Source organism: Halomonas sp. DP1Y21-3 (genome assembly GCF_019801245.1).
Classification (GTDB): Bacteria; Pseudomonadota; Gammaproteobacteria; order Pseudomonadales; family Halomonadaceae; genus Halomonas; species Halomonas litopenaei.
The window spans coordinates 1008442-1028175 of record NZ_JAHVJM010000001.1 but is presented as its reverse complement, the minus strand read 5'-3'; the positions used below and the strand labels follow the sequence as shown (position 1 = coordinate 1028175).

The following is a 19734-nucleotide window of genomic DNA, read 5'->3' as shown; positions in this document are numbered from 1 at the left end:
CAGGGCCTTTTGGCAGAGCCCTGTCAGGGTTTGGCCGCCTGGGCGCTGGTGTCCGCCGGCGTCGGTGACAGCGCTTCTTCCTCGTCACCGGGCAGGGCTTCCAGGTCGCCTTTCAACGCCATGACGTCGCTGGGTGCGGCGCCCGGATCGAAGGTCACGTCCACCACTGCGGCGCCACCCAGACGCTGCCAGCTGTCCTTCAGGCTGGCGGCGTCGACCTCGAGCACCGCGGCGGCCAGCCGCTCACGCCTATCGAAGTCGGTGTCGCCGTAGGACAGCGCCTGCCACAGGCGGGTGGTGCGCTCCTCGAGGCCTGAATCACGCTGGGTAATCTCGTCGTGGACCGCCTGGCGATAGGTGGCCAGGGTGTCGTCATCCAGGCTGTCCAGACGCTCGGGCATACGGTCGAGGAAGTCGCTGACCCTGGCCTTGAGCTCGTCGCTCTGGGTGGAGGGAGACTGCACCAGCAGGCTGATGCCCGGAGCGTGCAGCAGCGGTGAGTAGCCTGCGCTGACGATGTACCCGAGCTGCTGTTCGGTACGCAACTGCTGGTAGAAGGGGGTCTCGAGCAGCTTGCCGAGCACCGCGATGCGGGCCTGGGTGGCGATACCCTGGTCCGGCCCCTGCAGGTAGCGAATCAGCAGCGACTCGTCTCGGCTGGAGTCCGGCGTCAGGCTCGGCAGATCCACTGCCTTGAGTACCTGCAGGTCGGTGATGGCGTCCGCGCCAAGGCTGGGCTCAAGCGCCGCGATGGCCTGCTCGGCCTCGTCGCGTGCCAGCGACTCTTCCAGGTTGCCGACCACCAGCGCCTGCAGGTGCAGCTCGTCGAGGAAGCGCTCGCGGAAGTCGCGCAGGTCCTGGGGCTCGAGGTCGGACAGCGCCTCCAGCAGTACCTGGGGGGACCACTGGGGCCGAATCAGCGCCTCGGACAGGGTGCGTTGACCCTGGTGATAGAGCGGATTGCGTGGTGCATTGCCCCATTGCTTTTCCAGGCCGTAGCGTACTCGGGCAAAGCTTGCGTCGAGGATCTCACCCTGCTTGAGCTGGTCGATCACCTCCCGTATCACCCTGTCCTGGCGGTCACGCCAGCCGGTGAAGGACAGCGTCATGCCACGCGAGTGGGCATAGGCTTCATACTTCTGTCCCGCCAGGCGTGCGGCGTAGAGCTTCTCGTTGAGGCTGTCGTTGAGCCAGCCGGCCAGCAGTTGTGTCAGCACGGCCTGGCGCGGGGACTGGCTGGCGCCAGGGTGCTGCAGGCTGAAGCGCCAGGAGGCCTTGGGAGTATCGTACTCGGCATCGGCCTTGTACCAGGCGTCGGCCTCGGGGGTGTCGATCAGCAGTGAGGGGCGCTCGTCGTGGGCCTCAAGCAGCGCCAGGTCCTCGGCGATAAAGGGATTGGGCTCGGGCAGTGCCAGCCCCGCCAGGGGGTCGGCTGCGGTGTCGGCCAATGGCATCTCCTGCCAGGCGGTGTCGTAGTAGCGGCTGCGCTGGTCGCCTTCGACCTCGGGGCCGGTGTACAGGCGGATCATGTTGTCGGGGCGCAGCGCATCGAGCCAGCGACGCACTTCCTCTGCGTCGAGCCCGTCCATGCGGTAGCCGGCGCGGTTGACGTCCTCGAGCGGGTAGTGGGTCAGGCTCATGGACAGGCGCATGGCCTCGTCCAGGGCGTTACCGTGCTGCTGGAACTGGAACGCCTGCTCGGACAGGCTGGCCTGCTCGTCGTAGCGTTCCTCGCTGATGCCCTGCTGGCGGATCTGCTCGATGGTGGCAAACAGACTGGCCTGGATGCGATCGAGATGCTCGCGACCCTCAGGGGTCAGGCTGACATCCACGGCCAGCAGTGCATGGCGGCCGTCACCTCGGGTGACGCCGGCGGACAGGCCGTCGGCCCAGCCGGCCTCGCGCAGGCGGCTCAACAGGCTGCCGGGCCCCTCATGACCGATCAGGTTGGCGATGTAGCTGGCCGGCTTGTGGCGATAGCTGAGCACGGGGTCGGGAACCGGGAACAGAAAGCTGACGCGGCGAGCGTCGCGCAGCGACTGGGCCTCGGCGGCCAGCGGCAGGCGTGAGCGATCCACCAGTGGGGTGTCGATGACGGGTGCCTCGAGGCCGCGATCGGGCACCTCGGCGAAACGTTCGACCACCAGTGTCTGCAGTTGATCCAACGGCATCGGCGCCACCACCGCCAGATGCATGACGTTGGCGCCGTAGTGGTTCTCGTAGAAGTTCATGACCCGCTCGCGCAGGCTGGGCTCCCCTTCGGGCCGCTCGGCCAGGGTCTCCTTGCTGCCCACCGAGAAACCCACGGTGGGGTTGGCCGGATTGAGCAGGGCGTCGAGGACCTCGTTCTCGCGGCGTGCGTCATCGCGCAGGCGCGCCTGATATTCGGAGTGCACCACGTTGCGCTCGCTGCCCAGGCGGTCGGCGTTGAACAGCGGGTCGATGAAGAACCGACTGAAGCGATCCAGAGCGCCTTCGAAGGCCTCGGGTTCCACATCGAAGAAGTAGTTGGTGTCCAGCGAGGCGGTGAAGGCGTTGTGGCGCCCGCCGTGGCGGCTGATGTAGCCCTGGTAGGCGTCGGGCTCGGGGTAGGCCTCGGTGCCCAGAAACAGCATATGTTCGAGCAGGTGGGCGAGCCCCTGTAGGTCATCGGGATCCTGGGCGCTGCCCACCGACACATTGAGTGAAGCCGCCGCCTTGTCGGCCTCGGGATCGCTGACCAGCAGGACGTCGAGGCCGTTGTCCAGGGTCAGTACGCGATAGTCGCGATCATCGTGGGGGCTGACGATCGGCGTCGTGGCGGTGGCCACGTCGGCGTCGGCCTGAGCCGTGACCGGTTGCTCGCTGGTAGCGGCCGGGGCCGCGGAAGCCTGAGCCAGCGGTAGCCACAGGCCGATCAGGGTGGCGACGAGGGCGCTGGCGCCGCGTCGTGTGAGGGTCGAAGCCATCACGTCTCCTTGGAAGTCTGGCGCCACATCTTGCCGATGGGGTGGGCACAGGATGGGTCTTGCTCTTGAGGATTGTTCACTCGTCTTGATACCGGAAAAGCGCCCAACAGTTCCCCGGGAGGGGGGCTCAACAGTGGCTTGAGGTCCTCGGGATCACTCTGCGGGTCCAGCCAGGCCCTCGCTTGACCGGGGGCTATGACCGCCGGCAGACGGTCGGTCAGGGGGGCCAGAAAGCCAGGGCTAGGTACCGTGATCAAGGCGAAGGAGTCGTTATAGTCGGTAAGGGTGGTGTGAAACCTACACCATAGTCCGGCCAGCAGCATCGGCCCGCGGTCTGCCCTGGTGATCAAGAAGGGCTGCTTGTAGTTTGGACGCGGCTGCCAGGCGTAGGCGCCGGCTACCGGCACCAGGCAGCGCCGCGCGCGGAAGGCGTCACGGAACATCGGGCGCGAGTCGAGGCTTTCGGCGCGGGCGCAGTGGGGGGCGTGATCGAGCACCTGCAACCAGGGCGGTGTCAGGCCCCAGAAACCGATCCCCAGGGTAGGGCGTCCAGCTTCCAGGCGGATGATCGACAGTGGACGGCGCGGGGCCATGTTGACGCCGCTGATGGCCTGGGCCGGAGCATCGAGGTCGTCGAGGGCGGTCTCGATGGCGCGGGCGGGAATATAGAGACGGCCGGTCATGGGGGCTCCTGCGATCTGGAGGGCCAGCGTACCCAAGCTCCCGGTGTCAGGAAAGCCTTGAGCCCGTTGTTGCGGCGAAGGGGGCATAATGAGCGGTCGAAAACAGTGTTCGATTAATGTATGCTGAACGATACCGCTGAACCTGAAGCCGCCGATGTCCGGCCGCGAGAGAGAAGAGCGATGGCGCGTCCAAGACAGCATGCCCCCGAGGAGCTTCACGCCCAGGTGATGGCCGCCTGCGATGCCTGGCTGGCTGAGCAGCCGGTGCATGCCCTGTCGCTGCGCTCGTTGGCCCGGGAGGTGGGCTGTGCGCCGAGCACCCTGCTGAAACTCTACGGCAGCTTCAACAACCTGCTTCAGCACGTCAACCTGGAAAGCCTCGGTCGGCTGCGCACGGTGATGGAGCCCCTGCTGGTCGACACCACCGAGCCTGAGGCCCGGCTGCGTGCCCTGGCCCAGGGGTACTGGAAGTTCGCCCGCGAAGACGCCCATCGCTGGCAGCTGATGTTCGACTATCCGCTGGCCCAGGAAGGCGAGCTCGATCAGCGCCAGACCGATATGATCGGCGCACTGTTTGCCCGGGTCGAGGGGACCCTGACCGAGTATCAACCGGATCTCGAATCGCTCGAGGCGCAGCGCCTGGCGCGAACCCTGTGGGGCAGCGTTCATGGCCTGGTGCAGCTGGGGCTCAATGATCGTCTTGGCTATTCCCAGGGCGGCGCCTTTGAGGTCGAGGAGCTGCTCGATCAACTGCTGTCGACCACCCTCGCCGGACTCAAGCAGATAGGCCGTGACCAGAGGGGCGATAGACAGGTGAACGACACGCCGTGATCGACGTACTCGTCTGGGGCCTCGTCGGCCTGCTTGCCTGCATCGCTGCCTGGCGCTTCTATCGCGCCCCGGCGGTGTATATCCGACGTTTCGTGTTTGCCTTTATCCATGTGTTGTACCGACTTCGCTTCCAGGGGCGTCGCTTCGTGCCCCCGCGCGGGCCGGCGCTGGTGGTGTGCAATCATGTCAGCTTCATGGATGCGCTGGTGATGGGCGGCGGCAGCCCCAGGCCGCTGCGCTTCTTGATGGATCGCCCGATCTACGAGTCGAAGCGCCTCAACTGGCTGTTCCGCATGGTCGGGGCGATACCCGTGGAGTCGGATCGTCGTGACCCGGGCAATGTGCGTCGCGCCCTGGAAGAAGTCAGCCGCGCCTTGAGAAACGGCGACGTGGTGATGCTGTTCCCGGAAGGGCGGCTGACGTCGGATGGTGATGTCAAGACCTTCCGCCGGGGCCTCGATCTGATTCTGTCGAGGGACCCGGTGCCGGTGATTCCCGCCGCGCTGTCAGGCCTGTGGGGCTCGTGGACCTCCAATTGCCACGGCAAGGCTCTGGCCCATTTCCCCAGGCGCTGCCGCGCCCGGGTGGCGCTCTACTTCGACGAGCCGGTGCCGCCGGGGCAAGCCACCCGTCAGTCGCTGGAGGCCCGGGTGCGCGAGCTCAAGGCCGAAGCCGATCGCTGGGTCGAGACCGGTAAGCCCTGAGGCAACCGCCGCCGGGGTACGCAGGCTCCGACAGAGGGAAGGTCGGGTTAGGGAAGGGATAACGCAGAAAGGGACGGCCTCGGCCGTCCCTTTCTCGTAAATACCTTGCTTGTCAGTGCTTTGCTTGTCAGTGCTTTGCTTGTCAGTACTTTGCTTGTCAGTACTTTGCTGGCAAGTACTCTGCCTGCTGGTGCCTTGCCCGCCGGTTTCTTCCCTGCATGTCGCGTCGCGACTGACGTGCCTCTGGTCCTTGCGGTGGTCAGTCGCCCGCGTCGGATTCTGCCAGGACGCGGCGAGTGCCAGGCCAGCAGCTGACTGAGGTGATCAGGTTGTCGCGCATCTCGAGGATTTCCATGCGGATGTTGCCGATCTGCAGACAGGCCGGGCCGTCGGGGAAGGACTCGAGGTGTTCCAGTATCACCCCGTTCAGCGTCTTGGGGCCGTCGGTGGGCAAGTGCCAGCCCAGCGACTTGTTGATATCACGGATATTGGCGGTGCCGTCGATCACGTGGCTGCCATCGCTCTGGGGCAGCATGTCCTGTTCCTGGCCGGCCACGTCGGTGGTGAATTCACCGACGATCTCCTCGAGGATGTCCTCCAGGGTCACCAGACCCTCCACGTCGCCGTACTCGTCCACCACGATACCAATCCGGCGCTTCTGCTTCTGAAAGTTCAACAGCTGGGTGTGCAGCGGCGTCGATTCGGGAATGAAGTAGGGCTCCCGCGCTTCCTGCACGATGGCCGCCTTGGTCACCTCGCCTCTGGACAGGAAGCGGGCGGCATTGCGCAGGTGCAGCATGCCGATGATGCTGTTGATGTCGCCCTTGAATACCGGCAGCCGGGTGTGCTGGCTGGTGCGGATCTGGGTCAGGATATCCTCGAGACTGTCGTCGAGATCGATGCCGACCACCTCATGGCGCGGCACCATGATGTCGTTCACGGTGACATTCTCGAGATCCAGAATCGACAGCAGCATGGCCTGGTGGCGATGGGGGATCAGGGTGCCGGCCTCGTGGACCACGGTGCGCAGCTCGTCGCGGGTGAGATTGTCACCATTGCCGTCGATATTCTTGACGCCAAGCAGTCTGAGCAGGCCGTTGGAGATCACGTTGACCACCCACACCAGCGGATACAGCAGCTTGAGCAGCGGCTCCAGGATCATCGAGGCCGGGTAGGCGATGCGCTCCGGCTTCACCGCCGCGAAGGTCTTGGGGGTAACCTCGGCGAAGATCAGCACCACGATGGTCAGGATCGCCGTGGAGATGGCGGGGCCGCTGACATCGCCAAAGAAGTGGATGGCGATGATGGTGGCGATGGAGGCCGCCAGGTTGTTGACGAAGTTGTTGCCGATCAGGATGACGCCGATCAGCCGGTCGGGACGCGCGAGCAAGCGCATCACGCGCTTGGCGTTGCGCTGTCCGCTGTTGGCCTGGTGGCTCAACCGATAGCGGTTGATCGACATCATGCCGGTCTCGGAACTGGAGAAGAAGCCCGATAGGGCAATCAGCAGAAAGAGCAGGCCGAACAGCAGGCCCACCGGAAAGTCGTCGTTCAAGACGTGAAATCCTTGGTCGCGGGTAGGGGTCGAGTTGTAGGGGGTCGGGCCGGGAGTGTCAAGGAGACCTCCTGTCTAGCTGTGCGCTAACAGCACCTCAAGGACAAACTTGCTACCAAAGTAGGCCAAAAGCAGTGCGATATAGCCTCCCAGGGTCCAGCGCACCGCCCGCATACCTCGCCACCCAAGGCGGTAGTGGCACAGCAGCAGTACCGCGAACACCAGCCAGGCCAGCAGCGACAGCACCGTCTTGTGGACCAGGTGTTGGGCGAACATGTTATCGAGGAACACGAACCCGCTGGCGATGGCCAGCGTAAGCAGGGCCATGCCCACCCAGATCATCTCGAACAGCACCCGCTCCATGGTGGTCAGCGGCGGCAGTGCCTGTACCACGCCGCGTATCCGGTGATGCTTGAGGGCCTTGTTCTGGACGCCTACCAGTATCGCCTGCAGCGAGGCGATGGCCAGCACCGCGAAGGCCAGGGCGGAGCTGACGGCGTGGAAGGCGATGCCGGGGGTCATGCCGTTTGCGCTGGTAGGGGTCGGTAGTTCGGTACCGAGCAGCAGCACCACGCCTGCAAAGGGGAACAGCACGGCGGCGATATTGAGCACCGGCTTGAACAGGCTGGCGCCCAGCAGCACCACCACCGCCAGGGCGGTGACCAGCACTGCGCTGGTGGACAGTCCTGGCAGCATCGAGCCCTCGAGGGCAAGCAGGCCGCCGGCGACGACCAGGTGGAGAGCCGCCGCCAGGGTGCCGAAGCCGCGCACCAGTAGGTCGCGCGGAGGTACCCGGCGAATCAGGGTCAGCCCTTGCCAGGAGGCAGCCGCCAGATAGAAGACAAAGGCCAGTAGAGCCAGAGGTAACGCCTGCATGCTGTGCTGTCCGTGCGCCTTGCCGGCGCCTTTGAAGATAGGGATCCTGGGTCCGGGGAATGCCTTCCCCTCGACACCGACTATACCGGATAGCGCCTCGGCTGACAGCCAGCGGGCGGCCTTCTTCGGCTGTCTTGCTGGCAACTGCATGGAGAGTCCGCGCCACAAGGCGTATAATTTGCGCCATCGTCAAGGCCGCGCACCGGCGGCCGTCTCAAGGGGCGTCTCGACAAGGGCGCCTTGAGGCCATCGCATTTGGAGAGGCCCATGTTTCAGAACCTGAGCGAGCGTCTGTCCCAGACGCTGAAGTCGATCAAGGGTCAGGCACGCCTGACCGACGACAACATCAAGGACACCCTGCGCGAGGTGCGCAAGGCGCTGCTCGAGGCGGACGTTGCCCTGCCGGTGGTCAAGGCGTTCATCGAGCGAGTGCGCGAACGTGCCGTGGGCCAGGAGGTCTCCCGCAGCCTGTCGCCGGGCCAGCAGTTCATCAAGATTGTCCAGCAGGAGCTGGAAGTCACCATGGGCGAGGCCAACGAAGGGCTGTCGCTCAAGGGCACGCCCTCCGTGGTGCTGATGGCCGGCCTGCAGGGTGCGGGCAAGACCACCTCGGTGGCCAAGCTGGGCAAGTATCTGCGCGAGCGCGAAAAGAAGAAGGTGCTGGTGGTTTCCACCGACGTCTACCGCCCCGCCGCCATCGACCAGCTCGAGACCCTGGCCAAGGAGGTCGAGGTCGACTTCTTCCCGTCGCGCTCGGATCAGGCCCCGGTGGACATCGCCACGGCGGCGCTGAAACACGCCAAGATCCAGTTCCATGACGTGGTACTGGTCGATACCGCGGGTCGCCTGGCCATCGACGAAGCGATGATGCAGGAGATCCAGGGGCTGCATCAGGCCATCGAGCCCTCCGAAACGCTGTTTGTGGTCGACTCGATGACCGGCCAGGATGCGGCCAACACCGCCCGCGCCTTCGCCGATGCCCTGCCGCTGACCGGGGTAGTGCTGACCAAGGCCGACGGTGATGCCCGTGGCGGTGCCGCCCTGTCGGTGCGTCACGTCACCGGTCGTCCGATCAAGTTCATGGGTGTCGGCGAGAAGGTCGATGCCCTCGAGCCCTTCCATCCGGATCGTGTGGCCTCGCGTATCCTCGGCATGGGCGACGTGCTGTCGCTGATCGAGGAAGCCGAGCGTACCGTCGACAAGGGCAAGGCCGAACAGCTCGCCAAGAAGGTCAAGAAAGGCCAGGGCTTCGATCTCGAGGACTTCCGCGAACAGCTCCAGCAGCTCAAGAAGATGGGCGGCATGAGCGGCCTGATGGGCAAGCTGCCGGGCATGGGGCAGATGGCCGAGATGGCCCAGGGACCTGGGCCCGAAAAGGAGCTTGGCAAGCTCGAGGCGCTGATCAACTCGATGACGCCGAAGGAACGCCGTAATCCGGACATCATCAACGGCTCGCGCAAGCGCCGTATCGCCGCCGGTGCCGGCCTGCAGGTGCCGGACCTCAATCGTCTGCTCAAGCAGCACAAGCAGATGCAGAAGATGATGAAGAAGGCCGGCAAGAAAGGCGGCATGCAGAAAATGATGAGGGGCATGTCCGGCATGATGGGCGGAGGTGGCCCTGGCGGCCCCGGAGGCATGGGTGGCATGGGTGGCCCCGGCGGCATGCCCTGGCGCTGAGTCAGTTTTCTTGCGCTGGTGCTGTTTTTAATGCCAAGCGCGAAGATGACGAGGGCTGATGACAGGACCCGGCTCTCCTCGCTCGTCAAGGGATGAGCGGCAAAAAAGGTTCCCTTGGGGGGTGGTTTTCCGTAGAATACTGCCTCTTCACTCGAGGACCGCGCCTGGCGCGGCCCTCGTCGTGAGCGAAACACCGGTGGCTGGCCTGGCCGTCGCCGTTATCTGAAATCCCAACCGAAGGACAGTCAACGTATGGTTACCATTCGTCTGGCACGTGGTGGCGCCAAGAAGCGTCCCTTCTACCACCTCGCCGTGACCGATTCCCGCAACGCCCGCGACGGCCGCTTCATCGAGCGTCTGGGCTTCTTCAACCCGGTGGCCCGTGGCCAGGAAGAGCGTCTGCGCATCGACCTCGACCGCATCGCCCACTGGCAGTCCCACGGCGCGCAGCTGTCTGACCGCGTCGCCGAGCTGGTCAAGGAAGCTCGCAAGCAGGCCTGAGGCGCAAGCCTTGCCTGTGAATGTCCCGGTGTGAAAGAGGTTTGACCCAGATGGCATCGCCACAACGCCCTAGCGCGCAGCGCCAAGCGCAAGACGATCGCCACAGCGACGATTACGTCGTGCTGGGCAAGCTGACCAGTCCTTACGGCATCAAGGGCTGGCTGAAGGTGTATTCCTACACCTCGCCCATGGAAGGCATTCTCGACTATGCCGAGTGGGTGGTCCGTCACGACGGACAGATTTCGCGCCATCGCCTCAAGCAGGGGCGCAAGCAGGGACAGGGCCTGGTCGCCCAATTGGACGGTGTCGATGACCGTGACCGCGCCGAGAGTCTGGCCGGAGCGGACATCCTGCTGGCCAAGCAAGACCTGCCCGAACTCGACAGTGAAGAGTACTACTGGCACCAGCTGGAAGGCCTCAGGGTCGTCACGCTGGAAGGGGTGTCTCTGGGACGCCTGGCCTACCTGTTCGAGACCGGTGCCAACGACGTCATGGTCGTGAAGGGCGGCGACGCCCCGGACGATCGCGAACGTCTGCTTCCCTACCTGCCCGATGACGTGGTCAAGCGCGTCGATCTCGAGGCAGGAGAGATGCTGGTCGACTGGGACCCGGAGTTTTGAGCGCAGTGCGTTCGAAAACCGCGTCGACAGGAGATCGATAACGTGTGGATAGGGGTGGTGTCACTGTTTCCGGAAATGTTCGAGGCGATTACTCGTCACGGCGTGACCGGCAGGGCCGTCGACAAGGGCCAGGTGACGCTGGAGTTCTGGAACCCCCGGGACTACGCCACCGACCGCCATCGCACCGTGGATGATCGCCCCTATGGCGGTGGTCCCGGCATGCTGATGAAGGTCGACACCCTGAGAAGTGCCATCCACGACGCCCGCAGCCGAGCCCAGGCGGCCACCGGCGAGCGTCCCAAGGTGATCTACCTGTCGCCCCAGGGGCGCAGACTGGATCAGCAGGGCGCGCGGGAACTGGCGTCCGGACCGCCCCTGGTGGTGGTGGCGGGGCGTTACGAAGGCATCGATGAACGCGTGGTCGAAGCGGACATCGATGAGGAGTGGTCGATCGGCGACTATGTCCTGAGCGGGGGAGAGCTGCCCGCCATGGTGCTGATCGATACGGCGGCAAGGCTGGTGCCCGGTGTACTGGGGCATCAGGATTCCGCGGTCGAGGACTCCTTCAACGACGGTCTGCTGGACTGTCCGCACTATACGCGCCCGGAGGAAATCGACGGTCGCAAGGTGCCGGACGTGCTGCTCAGCGGTCACCACGGACAGATCCGTCAGTGGCGGATGAAACAGTCCCTGGGGCGTACCTGGCAACGGCGGCCCGACCTGCTCGAGGGCAGGCAGCTGTCGAAGGAGCAGAAGCGGCTGTTGAACGAGTTCATCGACGAACACGCCGACAAGGCGGAGGTGCAGGACGAACGTCGGGATTCCGACGAGGCGGCCAGTCGCCGCTGACGGACCTGCGTCATCAACGACCCGCGCGCTCGAGCTTCGAGGGCCGGGATCACGATCCATCGGCACCCACGACCGATCGATGGATCACAACGATTTCAGGAGTGAGTCAAATGAGCAGCAAGAACAAGGTGATCCAGGCGCTCGAAGCCGAGCAGATGAGCAAGCAGGTGCCGGACTTTGCACCGGGCGACACCATCGTCGTTCAGGTCAAGGTCAAGGAAGGCAACCGCGAGCGTCTCCAGGCCTTCGAAGGCGTGGTCATCGGCAAGCGTAACCGCGGTCTGAACTCCGCTTTCACCGTGCGCAAGATCTCCCACGGCGTCGGCGTCGAGCGTACCTTCCAGACCTACAGCCCGCTGGTCGACTCCATCAGCGTCAAGCGTCGCGGTGACGTGCGCCAGGCCAAGCTGTACTACCTCCGTGAGCGTAGCGGCAAGTCTGCGCGCATCAAGGAAAAGCTGGCTTAAAACAGCCAGCGCTGTCAGCCAGTCTGAGGGAGGCCCCGCCTCCCTCGCCCGACACCCCGTCACCACCTTCGTGGGGCGGGGTGTCGGTGCATTGGGGGCCCTCTCGTGCTTCACCAGTGCCCTCGATGGCTAGCCACCAGAGCCCAGGAGGTGTTGCTTGAGCGCCGGCGATCGTCAGACAATCGACCGCTTCCTCGACCAGCTATGGCTCGAGCAGGGCGTCAGCGACCATACCCTGAGCGCCTATCGCCACGATCTGGAGGCCTGGGCCAACTGGCTTGCTGGTCAGTCGTGCGCGTTGCTCACGCCGGGTGAGCGGACCTTGCCGGACTGGCTGGACTCGCGTCGCGAAGAGGGCTACAAGCTCACCAGCAACGCCCGGCTGCTGTCGAGCCTCAGGCGCTTCTACCGCTGGGCCCTGGCCGAAGGGATGATCGAAGCGGATCCGCTGGCCCGGGTGCGCCTGCCGCGGGTGCGGCCATCGTTGCCGGACACCCTGGACGAGGACGAGGTCGAGCGCCTGCTGAATGCGCCGGACCTGTCCACCGCCCTGGGACTGCGCGATCGCGCCATGCTCGAGGTGCTGTACGGCGCAGGGCTTCGCGTCAGCGAACTGGTCGGTCTGACCACCGATGCGGTCAATCTGCGCCAGGGCGTGGTGCGGGTGCGCGGCAAGGGGCAGAAGGACCGTCTCGTGCCGCTGGGCGAGGAAGCCGGCCACTGGCTCGAGCGCTACCTGCGCCAGGGGCGTAGCGAGCTGATGAGCGATATCCAGCGTCCGGCGCTGTTCCCCGGACGGGGCGACGGCGCCATGACCCGCCAGACCTTCTGGCACCGAATCAAGCACTACGCCAGTGTGGCAGGCATCGATCGTCCGCTGTCGCCACACACCCTGAGGCACGCCTTTGCCACCCATCTGTTGAATCATGGGGCCAATCTGCGTGTCGTACAGATGCTGCTGGGGCACTCGGACCTGTCGACGACCCAGATCTACACCCATGTGGCGCAGGCGCGACTGGAAGCCCTGCACGCCGACCATCATCCTCGAGGCTGACCCATGAAACGCCCTCTGTTCGTGCTTTCCCTGCCCGCTCTGCTCACCGCTGCCCTGTGGACCAGCGGTGCGCTGGCGGCCCCTCCCGCCGCGCTCAACGAGCTTGAGGTGAACGGCCAGAAGATGCCGGTGAGTCAGGTGCTGGATACCCCCATGGACGGCATCTACGAGGTGCGTCTGGAGACCGGGGAGTCCTTTTACACCAACGAGAGCGGCAGCCACTTCCTGGTGGGGGATCTGTACCAGAACGCCGAGGACGGCCTGGTCAACCTGTCCGAGCAGAGCCGCAACGCCAGCCGCGCCAGCCGCGTGGCGGCCATCGACGAGTCCGAGCAGATCGTCTATCGCGGGGTCGATGAGCCCAAGGCCACCATCCACGTCTTCACCGATACCACCTGTCCTTACTGCCGCAAGCTGCACGAGGAAGTGCCGCGCCTCAACGAGCTGGGCATCCAGGTCAACTACCTGGCCTTCCCGCGTGGCGGCATGCAGAGCGAAGGCGCCCGCCAGCTCGAACAGGTGTGGTGCGCCGACAATACCAGCGAGGCGATGACCGCCGCCAAGAGTGGAGAGGTTCCGAGCGGCGCCACAAGCTGCGACAATCCGGTGGAGCGGCAGTATCATCTGGGGCTGGAGCTGGGCGTGCAGGGCACGCCGGCGATCATCCTGCCCGACGGCACCATGGTCCCGGGCTATGTGCCCGCCGAACGGCTGGCCGAGCGCCTCGGCATCGACGGCTGAGCCCGTCCGACAACACAATCGAGAAGGCCCGAGCCAGACTCGGGCCTCGCCAAATCGCTGACACAGCCGTCGCTTGCGGCGACGGTCGAGAAGGGAGAATGACATTGAAACCGGTGAGAGTGGGAATCTGTGGGCTGGGTACCGTCGGTGGCGGCACCTTCAATGTACTGACGCGCAACGCCGACGAGATCGCTCGGCGTGCCGGTCGCCCGCTGGTGATCGAGCAGGTCGCCCATCGCAGCATCAATCCCGCCTGTGACCTTACCGGTATTCGTACCACCAAGGACGTCTTCGAGGTGGCGACCAACCCCGATATCGACGTGGTGGTGGAGCTGATCGGCGGCTACGACGTGGCTCGCGAGCTGGTGATGATGGCCATCGAGAATGGCAAGCACGTGGTCACCGCCAACAAGGCGCTGATCGCGGTGCACGGCAACGAGATCTTCAAGGCGGCCCATGAAAAGGGCGTGATCGTGGCCTTCGAGGCCGCCGTGGCCGGCGGTATCCCGGTAATCAAGTCGCTGCGCGAGGGCCTGGGTGCCAACCGCATCAGCTGGGTGGCGGGTATCATCAACGGTACCGGCAACTACATCCTGACCCATATGCGCGACGAGGGCCGGGCGTTCGAGGACGTGCTCGCCGAGGCCCAGGCGCTGGGCTACGCCGAGGCCGATCCGACCTTCGACGTGGAAGGCATCGACGCCGCCCACAAGCTGACCATCCTGGCGTCCATCGCCTACGGTGTGCCGCTGCAGTTCGAGAAGGCCTACACCGAGGGTATCTCTCGGGTCACCGCGGAGGACGTCGAGCAGGCCGACAACCTGGGCTACATCATCAAGCACCTGGGCATCTCCAAGCGCACCGGTGACGGCCTCGAACTGCGCGTCCATCCGACGCTGATTCCCAAGGAGCGGCTCCTGGCCAGCGTCCACGGGGTCAAGAACGCCATCGCCGTGATGGGTGACGCCGTCGGTCCGACCCTCTACTACGGTGCCGGCGCCGGTGACGAGCCCACCGCCTCGGCGGTGGTCGCCGACCTGCTCGACGTGGCCCGCGACATCTCCACCGAGCATCGCTATCGCACGCCTTATCTGGCCTTCTGCGGCGTCACCGATGACTGTGACGAGCTGCCGATCATGCCCATGGAAGACATCACCACGGCCTACTACCTGCGCCTGCTGGCGGTGGACCGCCCCGGCGTGCTGGCGCGGGTGGCGACCATCCTCTCCGAGGAGGGTATCTCCATCGAGGCGCTGATCCAGAAGGAGGCCACCGAGGGCGAACTGGTGCCGATCATCCTGCTGACCCACCGTACCCTCGAGAAGCACATGAACGAGGCCATTCGCCGCATCGAGTCCCTGGCCGACATCGCCGGCTCGGTGACCCGCATTCGCGTCGAGAGCCTCGACGAGCAGGACTGATGATGCCTGCGGGAGCGGGCCCAGGCTCGCTTTCGCGGGCGCTTCGCTGGAATCTCAGGCCGCGCCCCGGGCGGCGGCAAGGAATCACAAGATGCGCTATATCAGCACCCGCGGGCAGGCGCCCGCGCTGTCCTTCGAAGAAGTCGTCCTTACCGGCATGGCCGCCGACGGTGGCCTCTACGTTCCCGAGGACTTCCCTCACCTGAGCGCCGACGACCTGGCCGACATGGCCGGGCTGTCCTACGCCGAGATCGCCTTTCGGGTGATGAAGCCCTTCGTCGGTGGCGAGATCGACGACGACACCTTCCGTGGCCTGGTCAAGGACGCCTACGCGACCTTCAGTCACGACGCCGTGGTGCCGCTCAATCAGCTCGACGCCAACCACTTCCTGCTCGAGCTGTTCCACGGTCCGACCCTGGCGTTCAAGGACGTGGCCCTGCAGCTGCTCGGACGTATCCTCGATCACTTCCTCAAGAAGCGTGGCGAGCGCGCGGTGATCATGGGCGCCACGTCCGGCGACACCGGCTCGGCGGCGATCGAGGGCTGTCGTCACTGTGACAACCTCGACATCTTTATCCTGCACCCCCACAACCGGGTGTCCGAGGTACAGCGCCGGCAGATGACCACGGTACTGGCCGACAACGTCTTCAACGTCGCCATCGAAGGCAACTTCGACGACGCCCAGGCCATGGTCAAGGCCAGCTTCGCCGACCAGAGCTTCCTCGATGGGGCTCGGCTGGTGGCGGTGAATTCGATCAACTGGGCGCGGATCATGGCCCAGGTGGTCTACTACGTGGCCTCCGCCGTGGCGGTGGGTGCGCCCCAGCGTCAGGTCAGCTTCTGCGTGCCCTCGGCCAACTTCGGCAACGTCTTCGCCGGCTACGTGGCCTACCGCATGGGGCTGCCGGTGAAGCAGTTCATCGTCGCCACCAACGCCAACGATATCCTCCACCGTACCCTGGCCGACAACGACTTCTCCAAGCAGGAACTGCTGGCCACCCTGGCGCCGTCCATGGACATCGTGGTGTCGTCCAACTTCGAACGTCTGCTGTTCGAAGCCTACGACCGCGACGGCGGCGCCGTGGACGAGCTGCTCGGGCGCTTCCAGAACGAGCCGACGGTGCTGGCCGAAGCCCCGCTGGGCCGGCTGCGCGAGGTCTTCTCGAGCCACAGCGTGGATGACGACACCATCCTCGAGGTGATCCGCGAGGCCCACCACCGCACCCAGGAGATCCTCGATCCCCACACCGCGACCGGCTATCGTGCCGCCGAGCGCGAGCGCAGGGACGCCTCTACGCCGATGATCACCCTGGCCACCGCCCACCCGGCCAAGTTTGCCGAGGCGGTGGTCAAGGCCGGCTTCCCGGGTGTGCCGCTACCGCCACATATGGACGATCTGCTCGAGCGCGAGGAACGCTACGAGGTGCTGCCGGCTAGACTCGAAGCGGTACAGGCCTTCGTCGCCGAACATCGTCGTCGCTGAGGCCTTCGGCATGGGGCCGAGCGCCTTGCGGCGTTCGGCTCGGTTTTGTGCCAATCGGTTCTTATCCATCGGTTTTTGCCAAGGGTGCCCGCTGCCGGGCATCCCGACAGGGAGACTTCCATGAAGCTGTGGGGACGCAACAACTCGGTCAACGTCAAGAAGCCCGTCTGGTGTGCCATCGAGCTGGGGATCGACCTCGAACGGGTCGATCTGGGAGGGCCCTTCGGTGGGCTCGATACGCCGGAATTCCTGGCCAAGAATCCCAACGGCCTGATTCCCTGTCTCGAGGACGGCGACCTGGTGCTGTGGGAATCCCACACCATCGTCCGCTATCTGGCCGATGTGCACGGTGACGGTCGGCTCGCGACCGACTCTGCCGGCGCCAGGGCGCGCTGCAGCATGTGGATGGACTGGGCGCTTGGCAGTCTGGCGGGCCCCTATCGGGATCTGATCATGAACCTGGTGCGCGGCACCCCCGAGACCCGCGACGATGCGGCCATCGAGCGTGGCCTGGCCGGGTTCGAGAAGAGCCTGCGTATCGCCGACGGTGCGCTGGCCCGCCAGCCCTGGCTGTCCGGCGAGGAATTCGGCATCGGTGATATTCCGCTGGGGGCCTACGTCTACCTGTGGTTCGCCCTGGATATCGAGCGCCCGAGCCTGCCGAACCTCGAGGCCTGGTACGAGAAGCTGACCCAGCGCAGCGCCTATCGCGAACACGTGATGCTGCCGATCAGTTAAGTCGATCCAGCTGCGTTGGACGCGCCGGTATCGCGTCGGCGCAGGTGGCGGTCAGCACGCCATCTGCGCCGACCTTCTCGGTTCCCGACACCCTCCTGCGCCAGCCTCGCTTCAACCTTCCAGAGAATCCGATGTCCCACTCTTCTCCGGCAAATACCGGCTCGAGCGAGCATGCCGAGCCGCGTCCGCGTATCGAACCGCGTCCGCGTATCGAACCGCGTCCTCGCAACGAAAGGCTGTATCGGCAGGGACTCGAGGCCGGGCTGTCGGAGCTTCAGGCCCGGCTGCTGGCCGGACGCCTGCCCGACTACCAGGGCGAACTCGACCCGCTGGTCGACCCGAGTCTACGTCATCTGGTCCATCCCGAGCGTCTGGCCGATGCGCCGAGAGCGGCCGAGCGCATCGCCCAGGCGGTGGCCGAGGGCGAGCACATCGGCATCCTCACCGATTACGACGTGGACGGCATCACCTCCCACGTGGTGATCCGGCGCACCCTGAACGAACTGTTCGGGGTGCCAGAGTCACGTCTGCACAGTCTGATCGGTCACCGTATTCATGACGGCTATGGCATCAGCCTGCCGCTGGTGGAGCGCACCCTGAAGCTGACCCCGCGGCCCAGCCTGGTGATTACCGCCGACTGCGGCAGCAGCGACGAGGCGCGTATCGCCAGGCTCAAGGCGGCGGGAATCGACGTGGTGGTCAGCGATCACCACGCTCTGCCCCAGGAAGGGCCGCCGCCCTCGGCCTATGCCACGGTCAATCCGACCCGAGCCGACTGCGACTACCCGGACGCCACCATCGCCGGCTGCATGGTGGCCTGGCTGTTGATGTCGCTGACCCGCCAGGTACTGATCGAACAGGCGGTACTGTCGCCGTCCACGCCCAAGCTCTCGCCCTGGCTGTCCTACGTGGCGCTGGGCACCGTGGCCGACTGTGTGTCACTGGGTGGCAGCGCCATCAACCGGGCGGTGGTGCGCCACGGTCTGGCGCTGATCAATCGCATGGGCGAGCCCTGCTGGCGGGTAATGGCGGAGCGCCTGGGCGCCGACAGCGTGCCCTTCGACGCCGAGACCCTGGGCTTCCAGATGGGGCCGAGAATCAACGCCCGTTCGCGTCTCGACGATCCTTACGCGGCGCTTCACTTCATGCTCGCCGGGGATGACGGGGTGGCGCGGCGTCACCTGGAGACCCTGGACGCCGACAACCAGTCGCGCAAGGCCATCGAAGCCGACATGGTCGCCGAGGCCAGGCTGCTGGCCCGCCGGGCGCTGGACGCCGACGAGCCGGTGGTCATCGTCTATCTGGAGAACGGCCATCCGGGGGTTCAGGGCATCGTCGCCTCGCGCCTGGTGCAGGCCTACGGACGGCCGACCCTGGTGCTGACCCCCGCCGCAGAGGCCGGCATGCTGACCGGCTCCGGACGCTCGGTGGAGGCGCTGCACCTGCGCGATGCTCTGCAGCGCGCCCACGACCTGGCCCCCGAGGCGCTTACGCGTTTCGGCGGCCACCGGGGCGCCGCCGGCGTCGGCGTGGTACAGGAACGTCTCGACGACTTCCGCCAGGCGCTGATCACCGCGGTCAGCGAACAGCTCGGCGATCTGGAACTGGTGCCCAGGCTCTACACCGACGGTGAACTCGGCGAGCATCAGCTAAGCCTCGAGACCCTGGCCGAGATCGAGGGCCTTGGCCCCTTCGGCCGCGAGTTCGAGGCGCCGCTGTTCGAGGGGCGCTTTCTGGTGGAGCGGCTCAAGCCGGTGGGTGACGGCAGTCACCTGACCCTGGAGCTGTCCTGTCGCGGACTGACCCTGAAGGCCATCTGGTTTCGCTGCCTGACCCCGGGCCAGTTGCCGGACTTCGACGTGGGCGCCACCCTCCACTGCGCCTACAAGCTCAATTGCAACCGCTTCCGCGGACGTGAGTCGCTGCAGCTGATGGTGGAGCACGCAGAGCCCATCGAATAAGCCCGTCGAATAAGCCGGTCGACTAGGCCCGTCGAATAAGCCGCTCGGCTGACGTGCCCGATCGAGTCGTCCCGCGACAGTGTCGATGCTGTTATCAATAGTTCGGCCAGATACCCGGGGTGGCGAGTTCCAGCAGGTGGCCGTCGGGGTCGCGGAAGTACAGGCTCTCGCCGCCCTTGGGCCAGTGGGTACGACCCTCGATCTCGACCCCGTGGGCGCCGAGGCGCGTCTCCCAGGCACCGAGCTCCTCGCGGTCGATGGCCAGAGCCATATGCACCCAGCCGCGGCCGTCGTGGGGCGGGATGGTGCCCATGTCATCCGGCAGCACCACCGTCTCCAGGGTCTCGCCCTCGAGAAACAGCAGCAGCACCGAAGGGCCGACCTGGTAGGCGGTGAAGCGATGGTCGGCGTTGAAGGGGGCAAGCCCCATCACCTCCTCGAAGAAGGCTCGCGCCCGCGCCATGTCGGCCACGTACAGGGCGGTTTCCAGCACCGACCTGAGGCGGGGGCTGGGGCTCGAATCCAGGTCACTCACGGAAGGCTTGCTCATGGGGCGCTCCTTGGCGTGGCGGTCTCTTCAGGATAGCCAGAACCACCACACAATCAGGCCGATCAATCCCAGTCC

At 65.6% G+C, this 19734-nt stretch carries 18 protein-coding genes; 13 read left to right on the top strand and 5 right to left on the bottom strand.

Annotated elements, in window-relative coordinates; genetic code table 11:
* Positions 1-23 precede the first annotated feature (23 nt).
* Both KUV74_RS04450 and KUV74_RS04445 read right to left on the bottom strand, forming a co-directional pair.
* A complete protein-coding gene (locus tag KUV74_RS04450) occupies positions 24-2948 on the bottom strand; it encodes an insulinase family protein (RefSeq protein WP_222515708.1) in 2925 nt (974 codons plus the stop codon).
* Positions 2948-3631: an SOS response-associated peptidase gene (locus KUV74_RS04445; protein WP_108131202.1), complete on the bottom strand. Its 684-nt coding sequence runs from the start codon at positions 3629-3631 to the stop codon at positions 2948-2950. The genes KUV74_RS04450 and KUV74_RS04445 overlap by 1 nt, the downstream gene beginning before the upstream one ends.
* Before the next feature lie 180 nt (positions 3632-3811).
* On the opposite strand from KUV74_RS04445, the gene KUV74_RS04440 reads away from it, so the two are divergent.
* A complete protein-coding gene (locus tag KUV74_RS04440; RefSeq protein ID WP_108131203.1) occupies positions 3812-4462 on the top strand; it encodes a TetR/AcrR family transcriptional regulator in 651 nt (216 codons plus the stop codon).
* Positions 4459-5166, top strand: a complete 708-nt coding sequence (locus KUV74_RS04435; protein ID WP_308812411.1) for a 1-acyl-sn-glycerol-3-phosphate acyltransferase — start codon at positions 4459-4461, stop codon at positions 5164-5166. The genes KUV74_RS04440 and KUV74_RS04435 overlap by 4 nt, the downstream gene beginning before the upstream one ends.
* A 259-nt stretch (positions 5167-5425) precedes the next feature.
* On the opposite strand, the gene KUV74_RS04430 is transcribed toward KUV74_RS04435, so the two are convergent.
* Positions 5426-6721, bottom strand: coding sequence for an HlyC/CorC family transporter (locus KUV74_RS04430; protein ID WP_045991336.1), 1296 nt, complete (start codon positions 6719-6721; stop codon positions 5426-5428).
* Between the two features lie 75 nt (positions 6722-6796).
* Positions 6797-7597, bottom strand: a complete 801-nt coding sequence (locus tag KUV74_RS04425; protein WP_045991335.1) for an inner membrane protein YpjD — start codon at positions 7595-7597, stop codon at positions 6797-6799.
* Between the two features lie 267 nt (positions 7598-7864).
* On the opposite strand from KUV74_RS04425, the gene ffh reads away from it, so the two are divergent.
* From ffh to recJ, 11 genes are all read left to right on the top strand, one after another.
* A complete protein-coding gene (ffh, locus tag KUV74_RS04420) occupies positions 7865-9274 on the top strand; it encodes a signal recognition particle protein (protein WP_045991334.1) in 1410 nt (469 codons plus the stop codon).
* A gap of 252 nt (positions 9275-9526) precedes the next feature.
* Complete coding sequence (gene rpsP / locus KUV74_RS04415; protein ID WP_045991333.1) at positions 9527-9775, top strand: 30S ribosomal protein S16; 249 nt, start codon at positions 9527-9529, stop codon at positions 9773-9775.
* A gap of 50 nt (positions 9776-9825) precedes the next feature.
* Positions 9826-10395, top strand: a complete 570-nt coding sequence (gene rimM, locus KUV74_RS04410) for a ribosome maturation factor RimM (RefSeq protein ID WP_045991332.1) — start codon at positions 9826-9828, stop codon at positions 10393-10395.
* A gap of 42 nt (positions 10396-10437) precedes the next feature.
* Positions 10438-11244 (top strand): tRNA (guanosine(37)-N1)-methyltransferase TrmD, encoded by an 807-nt coding sequence (gene trmD, locus KUV74_RS04405; protein WP_108131204.1) that lies wholly within the window; start codon positions 10438-10440, stop codon positions 11242-11244.
* Between the two features lie 110 nt (positions 11245-11354).
* Complete coding sequence (gene rplS / locus KUV74_RS04400) at positions 11355-11711, top strand: 50S ribosomal protein L19 (RefSeq protein WP_045991330.1); 357 nt, start codon at positions 11355-11357, stop codon at positions 11709-11711.
* A gap of 157 nt (positions 11712-11868) precedes the next feature.
* On the top strand, positions 11869-12765 hold the full coding sequence (xerD, locus tag KUV74_RS04395; RefSeq protein WP_231498426.1) for a site-specific tyrosine recombinase XerD: 897 nt from the start codon (positions 11869-11871) through the stop codon (positions 12763-12765).
* Positions 12766-12768: 3 nt separating this feature from the next.
* Complete coding sequence (locus KUV74_RS04390; RefSeq protein ID WP_045991329.1) at positions 12769-13506, top strand: DsbC family protein; 738 nt, start codon at positions 12769-12771, stop codon at positions 13504-13506.
* 104 nt (positions 13507-13610) lie between these two features.
* On the top strand, positions 13611-14927 hold the full coding sequence (locus KUV74_RS04385; protein ID WP_045991328.1) for a homoserine dehydrogenase: 1317 nt from the start codon (positions 13611-13613) through the stop codon (positions 14925-14927).
* Positions 14928-15018: 91 nt separating this feature from the next.
* Complete coding sequence (gene thrC, locus KUV74_RS04380) at positions 15019-16410, top strand: threonine synthase (protein WP_045991327.1); 1392 nt, start codon at positions 15019-15021, stop codon at positions 16408-16410.
* A gap of 120 nt (positions 16411-16530) precedes the next feature.
* The gene (locus KUV74_RS04375) at positions 16531-17148 is read left to right on the top strand and encodes a glutathione S-transferase family protein (protein ID WP_045991326.1); all 618 of its coding nucleotides are present in this window, start codon (positions 16531-16533) and stop codon (positions 17146-17148) included.
* Positions 17149-17279: 131 nt separating this feature from the next.
* Entirely contained in the window at positions 17280-19109 is a 1830-nt protein-coding gene (gene recJ, locus KUV74_RS04370) for a single-stranded-DNA-specific exonuclease RecJ (RefSeq protein WP_222515707.1), read from the top strand.
* 94 nt (positions 19110-19203) lie between these two features.
* Here the strand turns inward: recJ and KUV74_RS04365 are convergent, their stop codons facing one another.
* Positions 19204-19659: a VOC family protein gene (locus KUV74_RS04365; RefSeq protein ID WP_222515706.1), complete on the bottom strand. Its 456-nt coding sequence runs from the start codon at positions 19657-19659 to the stop codon at positions 19204-19206.
* Positions 19660-19734: the final 75 nt, after the last annotated feature.